The 14,560-nt window shown below is 38.0% G+C and carries 14 protein-coding genes; 1 reads left to right on the top strand and 13 read right to left on the bottom strand.

What is annotated here, in order from left to right:
• Position 1: 1 nt before the first annotated feature.
• The 13 genes from AC22L0_RS13255 to AC22L0_RS13195 all read right to left on the bottom strand — a co-directional run bounded on the left by AC22L0_RS13255 (position 2) and on the right by AC22L0_RS13195 (position 13,884).
• Complete coding sequence (locus AC22L0_RS13255; RefSeq protein ID WP_001010627.1) at positions 2 to 406, bottom strand: PH domain-containing protein; 405 nt, start codon at positions 404 to 406, stop codon at positions 2 to 4.
• 76 nt (positions 407 to 482) lie between these two features.
• Positions 483 to 974: a GNAT family N-acetyltransferase gene (locus AC22L0_RS13250; RefSeq protein ID WP_087967223.1), complete on the bottom strand. Its 492-nt coding sequence runs from the start codon at positions 972 to 974 to the stop codon at positions 483 to 485.
• The gene (locus tag AC22L0_RS13245) at positions 971 to 1,519 is read right to left on the bottom strand and encodes a GNAT family N-acetyltransferase (protein WP_087967221.1); all 549 of its coding nucleotides are present in this window, start codon (positions 1,517 to 1,519) and stop codon (positions 971 to 973) included. Before AC22L0_RS13245 ends, AC22L0_RS13250 begins: the two co-directional genes overlap by 4 nt.
• A 154-nt stretch (positions 1,520 to 1,673) precedes the next feature.
• On the bottom strand, positions 1,674 to 2,984 hold the full coding sequence (gene murC, locus AC22L0_RS13240) for a UDP-N-acetylmuramate--L-alanine ligase (protein ID WP_000219468.1): 1,311 nt from the start codon (positions 2,982 to 2,984) through the stop codon (positions 1,674 to 1,676).
• Between the two features lie 251 nt (positions 2,985 to 3,235).
• Positions 3,236 to 4,354, bottom strand: coding sequence for a nicotinate phosphoribosyltransferase (locus AC22L0_RS13235; protein ID WP_000658370.1), 1,119 nt, complete (start codon positions 4,352 to 4,354; stop codon positions 3,236 to 3,238).
• A 61-nt stretch (positions 4,355 to 4,415) separates the two neighbouring features.
• On the bottom strand, positions 4,416 to 8,279 hold the full coding sequence (locus AC22L0_RS13230) for a DNA translocase FtsK (RefSeq protein ID WP_487272291.1): 3,864 nt from the start codon (positions 8,277 to 8,279) through the stop codon (positions 4,416 to 4,418).
• A 154-nt stretch (positions 8,280 to 8,433) separates the two neighbouring features.
• Entirely contained in the window at positions 8,434 to 9,387 is a 954-nt protein-coding gene (locus AC22L0_RS13225; protein WP_000874039.1) for an N-acetylmuramoyl-L-alanine amidase, read from the bottom strand.
• Between the two features lie 40 nt (positions 9,388 to 9,427).
• Positions 9,428 to 9,772 (bottom strand): hypothetical protein, encoded by a 345-nt coding sequence (locus tag AC22L0_RS13220; RefSeq protein ID WP_000813342.1) that lies wholly within the window; start codon positions 9,770 to 9,772, stop codon positions 9,428 to 9,430.
• Between the two features lie 348 nt (positions 9,773 to 10,120).
• A complete protein-coding gene (gene ytpR, locus AC22L0_RS13215; RefSeq protein WP_001006761.1) occupies positions 10,121 to 10,735 on the bottom strand; it encodes a YtpR family tRNA-binding protein in 615 nt (204 codons plus the stop codon).
• Positions 10,732 to 11,544 (bottom strand): DUF1444 domain-containing protein, encoded by an 813-nt coding sequence (locus tag AC22L0_RS13210; protein WP_000784588.1) that lies wholly within the window; start codon positions 11,542 to 11,544, stop codon positions 10,732 to 10,734. Before AC22L0_RS13210 ends, ytpR begins: the two co-directional genes overlap by 4 nt.
• A 78-nt stretch (positions 11,545 to 11,622) precedes the next feature.
• Positions 11,623 to 11,937 carry a thioredoxin family protein gene (locus AC22L0_RS13205; RefSeq protein WP_000838193.1) on the bottom strand — a complete coding sequence of 105 codons (315 nt, stop codon included), beginning with the start codon at positions 11,935 to 11,937 and terminating at the stop codon, positions 11,623 to 11,625.
• A gap of 82 nt (positions 11,938 to 12,019) precedes the next feature.
• The gene (locus tag AC22L0_RS13200) at positions 12,020 to 12,529 is read right to left on the bottom strand and encodes a DUF84 family protein (RefSeq protein WP_000869937.1); all 510 of its coding nucleotides are present in this window, start codon (positions 12,527 to 12,529) and stop codon (positions 12,020 to 12,022) included.
• Positions 12,530 to 12,810: 281 nt separating this feature from the next.
• Positions 12,811 to 13,884 (bottom strand): M42 family metallopeptidase, encoded by a 1,074-nt coding sequence (locus AC22L0_RS13195; RefSeq protein ID WP_001031514.1) that lies wholly within the window; start codon positions 13,882 to 13,884, stop codon positions 12,811 to 12,813.
• 148 nt (positions 13,885 to 14,032) lie between these two features.
• On the opposite strand from AC22L0_RS13195, the gene AC22L0_RS13190 reads away from it, so the two are divergent.
• A complete protein-coding gene (locus AC22L0_RS13190) occupies positions 14,033 to 14,344 on the top strand; it encodes a PepSY domain-containing protein (RefSeq protein WP_000118543.1) in 312 nt (103 codons plus the stop codon).
• The last annotated feature ends 216 nt before the right edge of the window (positions 14,345 to 14,560 follow it).

The following is a 14,560-nucleotide window of genomic DNA, read 5'->3' as shown; positions in this document are numbered from 1 at the left end:
TTTATTTCTTTCCTACCATTTCTATTTTCACATGTGGATTTTCTTTCTCTATAAGCCCCAAGAATTCATCCATATTTTGCGGCATCGCAACGATATGTACTTTATATGCATTCGTCGTAATTTCAAGAGACTTTCCGACCTGACGTATAATTCTCACATCTTTTAATACAATATCATCATTTAAAATACCGTACTTTAATACGCCATTTTCTACTTTATGTTTTTTAATAAATACTTCCCAAACGAGTGGTACATTTACAATGAAGCATAAACCCATCCCAATCAACGCTGACATCCAATGCGCTTTATTGGTGAAAAGCATGACAATTGGATATATAAACATAAACGCTAACGTAAGACAAACGAAAATGACTACTGACTTACTTCTTTGAATTGGAAAGTTCATACCTACACCCCCTAACCCAAATTATACCACTATTTCCATTTTGCTTCATAGAAAAAGGCCATTTCTAAATGACCTTTTACAAAATGTACCTATAAAATTTCTTATCTACCTGTAGCACCGGAAAGTTTTTCGGCAACTCGTCTATACTCACACTTTCAAAACCATTCTTTTCATAAAAACGATGTGCCGCTAAAAATTTTACTGTTGTTCCTAAGTAAATATCTTTCAATTTTTTATCCTCAGCCCATGAAATTGCTGTTTGAAGCAACATATGTGATGCGCCCCATTCTTTTCCGCGAAACTCTTTCTTCACGAACATTTTTCTTAACGCTACTTGATGATTCTCAATATCTAATAAAGCTACTGTTCCAACTACTTTACCATCATAAATTGCTATCCAAAAGTTTCCGTAATCCTTTTGATAGAATGTTTCTATTTCAAGTAAATCAGGTTGCTCTTCTTTCGTAATTGAAACATTATACTCTTTTTGCTGAATATGAACGATAAGATCTACTACTTCCTCTTGAAACGTACTTTCATACGGAATAATGCGTATCTTCTCGTTCATCGAATCTCCTTCCACTCTGAAGCTAGTAAACTATATACAGCGATATCGTGAAAATGATCATATAGCCATTCATCATCTCTTAAAATGCCATCTAACTTAAATCCTAAACGTTCTGGAATAGCGCGGCTTTTCACATTTTCAACACCGCATCTAATTTCCATTTTATTTAATTTTAAATTCTCAAATGCATAGTGAAGTACAGCCTTCACACTACGCGTCATAATACCTTTCCCGCCAGCATCTTCTGCAAGATAATACCCAAGACTCGTCGCTTTCTTCCCCCAGCTCACTGGATGAATACCTACCATCCCAACGAGCTTTCCTTTGTAACGTATGCCACTTTCAAAACCATCTCCCTCTGCAAATTTCTTTAACCACATCGGAAAAATCTCATCATAAGCATCAGCAGATTTCGTCCCATCTACCCAAGGGAGCCATTTTCGTAAATGATTACGGTTTTGATCTATTAATTGATATAGTTCCTCCTTATGATGCTTCTCTAATAACTGTAATTCGATTTCATCGTCTACTCGAAGTGTGAACATGTTTTTTGGTCCCCTTTTTATTTTTCTTATTATTCTAACATTTATAACTAAAGAAATACACGCTAATATATCGACTTATCGACTAACCTCAAGAATCATATATGCCAACATAGCACACAAAAAAGACGCATAGCCAAGCTATGCGTCTTTCCTATTACTTCTCTGCAACTTGAACTTCTTTTACGTAAGCTGCTTCGAATTTTTGGATGTCTCCTGCGCCCATGAAAATTAGAACGCCGTTTTTATGTTTCTTTAATACATCCGTTGTTGTATCTGTAATTAGTTCTGCACCGTCAATACGCTTTTGCAGATCTTCGATTGTTAATTCACCTTTGTTTTCGCGTGCTGATCCGAAAATATCACATAAGTATACTTGATCAGCTTTGCTTAGGCTTTCTGCGAACTCATCTAAGAACTTTTCTGTACGTGAGAATGTGTGTGGCTGGAATACAGCGACAATTTCACGCTCTGGATGTTTTTGACGAGCAGCTTCAATCGTTGCATTAATCTCTGTCGGATGGTGTGCGTAGTCATCGATGATTACTTGCTCTCCCATCGGCTTTTCATTAAAGCGACGTTTTACGCCTTCAAAAGTTGTTAATTGATGTTTTACTGCTTCTACATCAACATTTTCATAATGGCAAAGCGCGATTACTGCTAACGCATTTAATACGCTGTGATTGCCGTATCCTGTAATTTTGAACGTATCATAGTACGTGTTACGAACGAATACATCGAATATCGTGCCATCTGTTCTCTTTTGGATGTTGCGTGCTTGGAAATCATTATCTTCTCCAAATCCATAGAAAATAACAGGTACTTTCGCTTGAATTTTTTGAAGTTCTTCATCATCTCCACATGCAATAATGCCTTTTTTCACTTGCAATGCCATCTCTTGGAATGCACTGAATACATCATTGATGTCTGCAAAATAATCTGGATGATCAAAATCAATATTCGTCATAATTGCATAGTCTGGATTATAAGACAAGAAATGACGACGATACTCACAAGCTTCAAATACAAAATACTTACTATTTTCTACCCCATGCCCTGTTCCATCTCCAATAAGGTAAGATGTTGGGTGTGCACCTTGCATTACATGGGCTAACAAACCTGTTGTTGATGTTTTTCCGTGTGCACCAGTTACAGCAACACTTGTGTATTGGCTCATCAGGTCACCTAAGAAATGATGGTAACGATGGACTGGGATGTTTAATTCTTTTGCTGCTACGATTTCTTCATGCGTATCAGGAAATGCATTTCCTGCAATAATCACTTGTCCTTCTTCTACATTATTCTTATCAAAAGGAAGGATCGAGATACTACGCTTTTCCAACGCTGTTTGTGTAAAGAAACGCTTTTCATAATCAGACCCTTGAACAGTATGCTTCATATCATGAAGAATTTGCGCTAATGAACTCATTCCTGTTCCTTTAATTCCTACAAAATGGTAAACTGTCATCTTAAAGAACCTCCAACATTTCGAACTAATACAACGGCCTATCTATAAGACAGTATATGAATCTTTTCTTATTTTGGTAATCATCATACATTTTTGATGTAGTGAAGTTATTCTTCCCTTCACTTATCAGGATAAACTCGTACGTACTTCTTTATATATCCATAACAAGTCCATTATAGCAAAAAAGAAGCCGCTATACTATGATAACAGAAAAACTGATAGGGTCAATCACCTATCAGTTTTTCTCTCTTTTACATCTCTTCTCTTTTTTCTAATTGAACACGCTCTAAACGTGGGTTTGGACGATATTTACGACCAGCTTTTGCTTCTGGTTTCCCATTTAATTCTACATTATCACCAGTAAAGCCAATATTCATTTTTAATAAGCTACTTCCTACCCCGTATATGTCAACAGGTACGTTTTGAGCTTCAAATTCACGAATACGCTTCTCATCAAATCCACCAGTTACAACGATGTCTACATGCTGGAATCCTTCTTCATCAAGTGCTTTACGAAGTGCGAATACAAGCGATGGGTTTACACCACGTGGATCGAATGTTCCAAGTACTTCTGGGTGGCGAATGAAGTATTGATCAATCATCGTGCGGGACGTATCTACACGTACACCTTTTAATGTTGATCCAAATTCACGCGCTACGCGAAGTGCATCTGTAATGACATCATTGTTGTAATCAATTAATACAACTAATTCATCTTCTGGGAATTTCTTATGATATGCTTTTGCCGCTTCTACAACATCACCATTAAACATTTGAATTAATGCGTGAGGCATCGTCCCCATACCACTTTTGCCCCACCATTCATTCATCGCATGCGTCGCTTGTGCGCTCATACCTCCGATGTATGCTGCATAACCGTCACCAGCTTGTTGTGTATAATGATCGTCACGATCTCCCATGAAAATAACTGGTTTTTCTTTATCTACGCTACGCGCAGCTTGGACAACGTTATATACGTTTGTCGCAACCGATGTACGACGAGCTAAAATCCCATCAATGACACCTTCTAAAAATCCGAAATTTTCATAAGGACCATGAATTGTTAACACTGTTTCAAATGGACTAATTTTATCGCCATCTTTTAAAGAGTTAATCTCAAGTTCCTCAGGATTTTTAGCGAATGTTTGTAGCAACGCAATTACTTCATCCGTTCCGCAAAGAACTGCATTTTCCTTTTGGAAAAATTGCATCGTTACAACACTTTTCGGGCGAAATTCTTCGATGATTTCTCTAGTCTTTAAAAAGTAAACGGCAGAGAACCACCCTTCTCCAACACGTTCGTCAAATTTAAATGTTTTATTTGTTAGTCTATTTATTTCACCTTTTAATTTTAATTCAATTTCTTTCATGTCGCTTTACTCCCTACTTTACTATCCAACATTTTCTCTTAGTATACAGCATAACCGTTTACTATACATTTGTTTCCTGCATAGCAGCGAATTCATCCTCAGAAATAAGGACATCTCTTGGCTTCGTTCCTCTTGCTTCAGAAATAATTCCTTGCGATTGCATCTCTTCAATGAGACGTGCTGCGCGATTATAACCGATGCGGAATTTTCGCTGTACAGAAGATGTGGACGCTCCCCCTTGTTCTACAACAAATTGACATGCTTCGAAGAACAATTCGTCTTCCGACTCAGCTTGTTCTGTTTTCGCTAATAAATCCTCTTGCTTAAATAAGTAATTCGGCTTCATTTGCTTTTTCACATGATCAACTGTCTTTTCAATCTCATCATCTGATACATATACACCTTGTACACGAACAGGCTTAGATGTACCGTTCCCTAAGAATAACATATCACCACGGCCAAGTAATTTCTCCGCGCCACCAATATCGATAATCGTACGCGAATCAACTTGAGATGATACAGTAAACGCAATACGCGTTGGAATGTTTGACTTAATTAAACCTGTAATAACATCTACAGATGGACGCTGCGTCGCTACTAATAAATGAATACCACAAGCACGTGCTTTTTGCGCAATACGACAAATCGCTTCTTCAACATCACCAGGTGCTACCATCATTAAGTCGGCTAACTCGTCAATGACAATAACGATATAAGGTAATGTTTCTCCCGGAATTTCTCGCTCACTTACAATCGTATTATAACGAGTTAAATCACGAGCACCTGCGTGCGCAAACAATTCATAACGACGTTCCATTTCCTCAACTGCCCATTTTAATGCAGCTGTTGCTGCTTTTACATCCGTAATAACAGGTGCTACAAGATGTGGAACAGCATTGTATGGTGCAAGCTCAACCATCTTCGGATCAATTAACATTAACTTCACTTCATGTGGTTTCGCTTTATATAAAATACTCGTTAAAATCGCGTTAATACACACACTTTTACCTGAACCCGTTGCACCCGCAATAAGTCCGTGCGGCATTTTTCGAATATCCGTTACAATTGGATCCCCTGAAATATCAAGTCCAAGCGCAACAGTAAGCGGTGATTCACTCTTTGTGAATACAGGACTTCTTAAAATTTCGCGAAGAAATACTGGCTTACTTTCTTTATTTGGAACTTCAATTCCAATCGCACTCTTCCCTGGAATCGGTGCTTCAATACGAATATCTTTCGCAGCTAAGCTTAACTTAATATCATCACTTAAATTTGTAATTTTATTTACTTTCACACCTGGGTCTGGCTGCACCTCAAAACGAGTTACTGCTGGCCCTTGCGATACATTAATAACATGTGCTCCAACGTGAAAATTATTAAACGTTGTATCTAATAATTCTTTCTGCTCCTCTAACCATTCTGTATTATCTAACGCTGATTGCTGTGGAATCGACAACAGCGCTAATGGCGGAACAGTGTATGTCGGTGGTGTGTGCAATACATTTCGCATATCGTTCTCTCTTTGATTTACAACATATGCTTTCTCTTGTACTTCCGTACTTGAAATTGGCTTTTGTACTTGCTCTACCACTACTTGCTGTATTGGTTGTTCTTCCACTTGTGGCTCTGCTACTACTTGCTGCACTGGGTGCTCTTCCACTTGTGGTTCTGCTACTACTTGCTGCACTGGGCGTTCTTCCACTTGTGGTTCTGCTACCACCTGCTGCATTGGTTGCTCTTCCACTTGTGGTTCTGCTACTACTTGCTGCACTGGGCGTTCTTCCACTTGTGGTTCTGCTACCACCTGCTGCATTGGTTGCTCTTCCACTTGTGGTTCTGCTACCTCTTGCTGTACTGGGCGTTCTTCCACTTGTGGCTCTGCTACTACTTGCTGCACTGGGCGTTCTTCCACTTGTGGTTCTGCTACCTCTTGTTGCACTGGCTTATTCTCTACTCGTACATTAGCAGAAGGCTGCATTGCATTTGCTCTAGCTGCATGTCTTTCCATTAATCGTGTTCTATCTTGTTTCAACATAACAACATTAAATGGTACATGACGCTTTTTCTCACGTTTTGGTTCTTCTTTTTGTACAACTGGTTGTTCTTCTGCGACTGGTGTTTCCTCGGCAACTGGTTGTTCTTCTACGACTGGCGCTTCTTCTACAACTGATTGCTCTTCTACGACCGGTGCTTCTTCTACAACTTGTTGCTCTTCTGCGACTGGCGCTTCTTCTACAACTCGTTGTTCTTCTGCAATTAAAACATCCGCAAAGCTTTGAACATCTTTCTTCGTTTGTTCATCAGCCTCAGCAACATATATGAATTCACTCTTTTGTTCAATTGCTTCATCTTCTTGCTGAATTTCCTCAAGTGCTACAAATGTCTCTACTACAGGCGCGTTTATTTCTGCAATTACTTCAGCTTCTTCTGACTCTTCTGCTTCCGCAATTACTTCCACTTCTTCTGACTCTTCTGCTTCCGCAATTACTTCTACTTCTTCTAGCTCTTCTGTTTCCGCAATTACTTCTACTTCTTCTAGCTCTTCTGTTTCTGTAATTACTTCTACTTCTTCTGACTCTTCCGCTTCTGCAATTACTTCCACTTCTTCTGACTCTTCTGTTTCCGCAATTACTTCAGCTTCTTCTAGCTCTTCTGTTTCTGTAATTACTTCTACTTCTTCTGACTCTTCCGCTTCTGCAATTACTTCCACTTCTTCTGACTCTTCTGCTTCCGCAATTACTTCAGCTTCTTCTGACTCTTCTGTTTCTGTAATTACTTCCACTTCTTCAGGTGCCTCTGTTTCCATAACTACTTCTTCAAACTCTTCCGTTTCTGCAATTACTTCTACTTTTGACACTTCTTCTAGTATTTCCACAATGATTGTTTCTTCAAGTTTTTCTTCTGCTTTGACAATCACTGATTCTTCTGGAGCTTGCTTTTCTACTTCAATAGTAGGTTGTTTTATTTCTGTATTACGTTTAATTTCTTCTGATAATATTGTATCCTCGTGCTCTACTTTAGAAGCTACTAATTCTTCTTGTAGATTGTTTTTGTTTAACACCACTACATCTTTTTCTAGCTTAGCACTTTCCATCTGCTCAGCTACTGTTTTATGAAGTAATTCATCCGCTGAAACTTCCTGCGGTGTACTCATTTCTTGAATCACTTCTTTTTCTTCTACTAAAGGCACTTGGCGTTCAATTTCATAACCGTTTTTCTCTAGCCATTGATCAACTACTGACTTTTCTTCCTTTTTATTCTCTTCATATTGTTGCTCCCCTTGCTGGTTAGCAGCTCTATGACTAGAAGAAGTTGGTGCTTGTCCTTCTGAGAAATCAGATAATGTATATCCTTTTTTCTCTAACCATGCATCAACGACTGATTTACCCTCTACAGATATTTCAAGGTCTTCTCTTTCCTTTACTTCCTCCTGCTTTTCTTCCTTTTTCTCTACTGAAGGACGATTATATCCATAAATTGGCGAAATCATTTCTGTTGGACGAAATGGTCTACGGTTACTCTCTTGCGAAGGTACAGATGCCTTTTTAACGACAGACTCCCGCACCGGTTCATATTGCACTTCCGGCTCTTCATATGTAGAAACTACCTTTTCCACATACGGTCGTCTGCTTCTTTCCACCTTTATTCCTCTTTGGGCAGTCGGTTCTTCATATGTTACTCCTTGAACAGGTTGTTCTTCGAAGCGATTTACTTCGCTTTCATCCTCTTCATCGAACCCATTATCCGGTACTAAAGGAAAACGGCATTTACCTGCATTCCTACTTGCCATTTGTGCTTCTCTTGCTTCAGTGTAGTGGTTTACACGAGGAATTTTCGGCTGACTTTCAATTTGCTTTGGTACTTCTTTATTCATCGCTGTTTGTTCTTCCTCTTTGTTAAACAGCTTTTTCATCCAATCTAACATGCTTACCACTCTTTCTACTAAATAGTAACATCCTTTATTGTATCAGCATTCGGCAAAAAGTGCAGGTAAAATTAAGCATGTCATATTTATCCACAATATTCTAATTTACGAGTGTTTCATATGAAAAAACGCAGCCTTTCATATAAGACTGCGCTTAAGCTTTACTCTTCTGATATGCATCTATGCTATCCGTTACACTTTGCAATAAAGAATTTACATATTGCGGGTCAGATAATTTTTTATCTTCTTCATGGTTTGACATAAACCCAAGTTCTAATAACACACCAGGAACCTTTGCCCAATTAAATCCAGAAAGATCATCCCGAAATTTAATTCCATTTACTTTTACTTGCTGGTTCTCCCTCATTTTATTTACAATCATTTGAGAGATTTGAAGACTTTCCGCATAAATCTCTTTCGTATACGGACTTCCTTCTGCCGGCGTCAATACAGCGAATCCACTTTGGTTTGGATTTTCAGAACCATCTGCATGAAGACGTAAAAATAAATTAGCCTTATGATTATTTGCGAATGTCGCCCTTTCTTTATTACTTATATCAACGTCTTGTGATGTTCTCGTCATTAATACTTGTATCCCTTTTGCTTCAAGCTTTTCTTTTAATAAAAAAGCCATTTCTAATACAAGTACAGCCTCTCTCTTTTTCGTCACAACACCTGTTGTACCGTCTGTCACTTTATATTTTTGCGTTGTTGCCCCTGGTCCAATCGGCTCTAAATTTAAATTCGCTTTTTGTTGATGCCCTGGATCAATAACGACGAGAAACTTCTCTTGTTTTTCATTACTCTCTATTTTTTGTTCATTATTTTGCACTGGTTGCTCAGTCGGCTGCACTGGCGTAGTTTCTTCTTTCTTTTCATCAGATGATACTTCCTCTTGCTTATGTTCTACTTGGTCATTCGTTTGAATTGCTTGCGATTCTTCGTTCTTTTCTTGTTCTTGCTTCTTTTCTACCGGTGCGTCTTCTTTGGTATCTTTGTTTTTCTCTTGTATAGAAGATGTAGTTTCTTTTTTCGGCTGCTCTTGTGAACAACCGGCCATATATATTCCAATGAATGCAATCATGCTCATTATTTTTATATACTTCATACTTCTCCCCCATCACTTTGCACCGGATTCAAAGTTTTTCTTATAATTGCCCTATAATCTCATCTATATTTCCAATATAAACTGGCTGCCATTTTTCTGTACCACGTTCTGCAGTATAAAGCGGATAAGCGGCATCATCTATATTTACGAAAACTGGATCGCCCATATCCGTTTCATATCCAATTGTAATCCATTCTTCTTTCCATTTTCCGTGTTCTTCACTTATTAATGAATTTTTATGTTTATCGTATCGGTAACCGATTTGTCCTTTTTCTAATTCACTTTCACTAAACAAATATATTTCATAAGTACCTAGCTCAACATCTTGCTGTTTTGAAGTTTCAATTCGTTTTAGAAGTTCTGCGATTTTTGGTTGCTGTTTCATACGTCTATCTCCTTCTATTTTTCTAAATTTTAACTAGTTTGTTTATAAAATACAATATAGATTTTAAGAAAAAAGGTGACATCCTTATCATATTAACAATTTTTTGAATATATCTATCACTACTCTCAATATATCAACGATTTTTTAAATATATCTATCACTATTCTCAATATATCAACGATTTTTTAAATATATCTATCACTATTCTCAATATATCAACGATTTTTTAAATATATCTATCACTATTCTCAATATATCAACGATTCAACACGAAATTTCGAATTACCAACAATGAATGCAAAAAAAGAGAGGTTGTCCAAAAGGACAACCTCTCTTTTCTTATATCAATTAAAATTTGAACTCTTGTCCAACTTCAAAGCTATCTTCTAATACAAGAATACCTTTTTCTTGTGGAGCATCTGGAAGCTCTAATTCACGTGCAGAGCAGATCATTCCAGAAGAAGGAACACCGCGAAGCTCAGCTGGCTTGATTAACATACCGCTTGGCATTACAGCGCCGATTTTTGCAACGACAACTTTTTGTCCTGCATCAACGTTTGGTGCACCACATACGATTTGTAATGTTTCTGTACCGATTTCTACTTTACAGATGTTTAACTTATCAGCATTTGGATGTTTTTCTTTTTCAGCTACATAGCCTACAACAAATTTCGGAGAAAGATCTGCTTCTACTGTTTCTTCAAAGCCATTCTTCGCTAAAATTTCGTTGATTTTCTCTACAAGCTCTTTCGTTAATGTAAGGTTGCCTGTTTCTTTTACTTCTAAGTAAGAAGATGCATTAAAGATGTTGAATCCTGCTGTCTCGTTGCTTTCACGATCGTATACGCGTGCAACATCTCCTTTGCGATCAAAAGTACGGTTCTCTAAAGTAATATCTTGTAAGGCAACAATTAAAGTGTCACCAATTCCTTCAAGGTTGTAAAAAACGTTCACTTCGTTCATCCTTTCTCTTTTCCATCTGTCTTCTTCCGATTTTTCGCTAAAATAAAGATTGGTTCAAATTCTCCATCTTCATATACGAATGAAAGTGATGTAATCGGAACATGCCCTTCGGCAAAAAATTTCATTGTCATTTGTGCAATAATATCATAACCGATTTCGTTGACGATATCAGCAATAATTAATACATCTTGGTGAGGAACAGCAACAACCATGTCACCAGAAATCTTTTCACGCATCGATTGTAGTAACGATTCGTTTAAAATACGAGTCGCGTCATACCCATCATTTGTGTTTAAAAAGTAGAATGTATTCCCCGCTACTGTGTCTTGTTTAAATTCATAACCTAATGAGCGTGCGTTGAATAATGCCATTTCACGCACTTGCTGTTCTGTAAGTTCTAATTTTTGTAATAGACGCTCGTCAATTAGTCGATACGTTTTATTCGAATCTAACGCATAGTAAATACGTGTTTCCGCCGTATGATCCGTCATAATAAACGGATTTCCTTCTTCTGCTTGTTTCGGGAAAGAAGTAGAGCGAATAACAGGTAAAATTTTCGCTCCGCTATTTTCTTCTTTATGCATCGCAATTAGCGCTTCTTGTACGTAATAAGCAACTTCTTCAATTGCCTTTTCTTTGTTCACTTCCCATTTTGCCACAACTCCTGGAAGCGATACGTTAATACCTTTTTTGGAGTCTTTTTGTTCAATACGTAAAACTTCTTTCTCACTATCATACTGAAAGTCCCATTCTGGGCGAGATAATTTCTTTATTAACTCATCTTTCATCTTTTTACTTGTCATCTTCATCTCTTTTTCCTCCCTTCCAAAAAAATAACCTCCCCCGCGAAGGTAGAGGTTGTTTTACAATTCAATTGGCAAATTGCCTTATTTTAAACCTTCAATGAACTCTTCGATTTGTTCTTGTGTTTTACGATCTTTGTTTACATAGCGACCAGTTTCTTCACCTTTATTGTACGCTACAAAGCTCGGAATGCCAAATACGTCTAATTTTACGCATAGATCAATAAACTCATCGCGATCTACATAGTAAAATGAGAAATCACTATATTTCTCTTCTACTTCTGGCATAAATGGGTCTACAAAGCGGCAGTCTGGGCACCATTCTGCTGAGAACATAAAGACTACATTCTCTTCATTTTTTAACTGTTGGAATTGCTCCATGCTTTCTAATGACTTCATCTATATTTCCTCCTCTAACGGGTACATTTTTCATGTTATAATCTTTCTTTTATACTACCATACATCGCGCACGGTGCAAGGTTTATGCTTGCTTTTTGTCATACTTATATTGCCCAACTAACAACTTAACAACGTGTACAAATAATTCCGTACGGTCGACATAATCATCTGTAAAAATACCGATCGCACCTTCGTGACTACGAATATCTTTTCGCTGCACAAACTCTTCCATCACTTCGCTTAATTCCTTACCATCTTCAAGAGGTGCTAAAAAATCGTCTGGTAACGTAATACGCGCTCCTCCGGCCACAAATACTTTCCCATCACTTGTTGCTAGCGCGCCCCAGTTACACATAAATAAACCGTGCTCCGTTTTCATTACGCCGCCTTCTAGCCCAATCCCAATTGGAGCTTCTCCGTCCTCTAGCGCTCGCTTCGCTCTATTGATCGCTCCTTGCATCGTCTCTTCATCTGAGAAAGGCTGAGCTGATACTCCTGACGGAACAGAAAGAGATGTAATTTCAGCATCTTTCCAAACCTTCTCCACAGCGCCAACCTTCGTTTTATTCTTCGATCCAACTACTACTTTCATTTCGTTCACCTCTATAAAAATTCATCATTCTATTCTAATATCCGCTTCGGCACAAATTAAGTACCAACCACTACCACACACCATCAGGGAATTCCTTCTCCCCATAAAAGAAGGTCGCTTTCTACAATATTACTGGTCCTAAACACAAAAACAGGCTTCTTCTTTCTTCCTACCCGCGGTCTTAATACATCATTCGAGCACCCATTAGGCACTAACCGCCACCACTCATCGCTGGGTCATCTATTCAACCTAAAAAAAGAAGGGTTTTTCGCCCTTCTTCTCTACGCGTTATTCTTAATTGTCTCTAACGTCGTTTTATCTGTTGTTCTTACAAGCTTCGTAATTAATTCTTTCGCCGCTGCATAATCATCAACATGTAAAATTGAAGCATGTGTATGAACGTAGCGTGCACAAACACCAATTACTGCTGATGGGATACCAGAGTTACTTGTATGTACACGGCCCGCATCTGTACCACCTTGTGAAATAAAGTATTGGTACGGAATGTTGTTTGTTTCTGCTGTATCTAAAATGAATTCGCGTATTCCTCTATGTGTTACCATCGTGCGATCGTAAATACGAAGAAGAGCACCTTTTCCTAATTGACCGAACTGTGTTTTGTCACCAGATGCATCGTTTGCTGGACTTGCATCAAGCGCATAGAAAATGTCTGGTTGAATCATATTTGCAGCTGTTTGCGCTCCGCGGAGGCCTACTTCTTCTTGTACAGTAGCACCAGAATATAATGTATTTGGTAATGTTTCATCTTTTAATTCTTTTAACAATTCGATTGCAAGACCACATCCGTAACGGTTGTCCCAAGCTTTCGCCATAATTTTCTTCTCATTTGCCATCGGTGTGAATGGGCAAATCGGCACGATTTGTTGTCCTGGTTTTACACCAATTTCAATCGCATCTTCATAACTATCTGCACCTATATCAATTAACATATTTTTTATATCCATCGGTTTTGCACGTTGCGCGTCACTTAATAAATGAGGAGGAATAGAACCAACAACCCCAATAACAGGACCATTCTTCGTCATAACTTGTACACGCTGTGCTAATAAAACTTGGCTCCACCAGCCGCCTAACGTTTGAAAACGAAGCATTCCGTTTTTCGTAATTTGCGTAACCATGAAACCTACTTCATCCATATGACCTGCTACAAGAACACGCGGGCCAGTTTCGTCCCCTTTTTTCAGACCAAATACGCTACCTAAACCGTCTTGTACAATTTCATCCGCATATTTGCTTAATTCTTGTTTCATAAAACGGCGTACATCATGTTCAAAACCTGATGCACCTTGTAATTCTGTTAACGTACGAAATAATTGTAATGTCTCTTTATTCACGAAGTCCCCTTCTTTCAAACCTTAGTAGAATACCTCTTTTATTGTAACGAAATTTTCGAAATGTTTCTAGTTTCTTCTTTTTTGGCTGTATTTGCTTTATAATTATTATCGGTACACTATTTTTATTTTATAGAATTGAGGTGAATATATGAGCTGGAAAGGTTTAGTAGCAGGTCTTGGCGTTGGGTTCGCAGCTGGTTATCTCGTTGCAAACAAAGTACAAGAACAATCCCATATTTCTTCAGAAAAAGCATTGAAAATGGTGAAACAAGCATTAAGTCATAAAGGTGAAATTACTGGCTCTTGGGTACATATGGTTCCAGAGACATTTGAAAAATATGATGTCGCATATGAAGTTTATCGCGGCGGTCTTACAACAATGTTAAATGATATACAAGAACGATTTGAATTTTTAGTTGATGCTAAAACAGGTACTGTTTTAGAGGTTATAGCAGCATAAAAAGGAGGGTTCCCATTAGGTGAACCTCTTATTTTTTTGAAATTGCGGGTATTGATTAAAATTATATCAGCGATTTTCCGAATATATCGGCGCAACTCAATTTATATCAGCGATTTCCCAATTATATCGGCGCAACTCAATTTATATCAGCGATTTCCCAATTATATCGGCGCAACTCAATTTATATCAGCGTTTGTTTAAATATATCGACTTACC

The organism is Bacillus sp. LQ01 (genome assembly GCF_057624735.1).
This window is presented reverse-complemented; position numbering and strand designations above follow the sequence as displayed.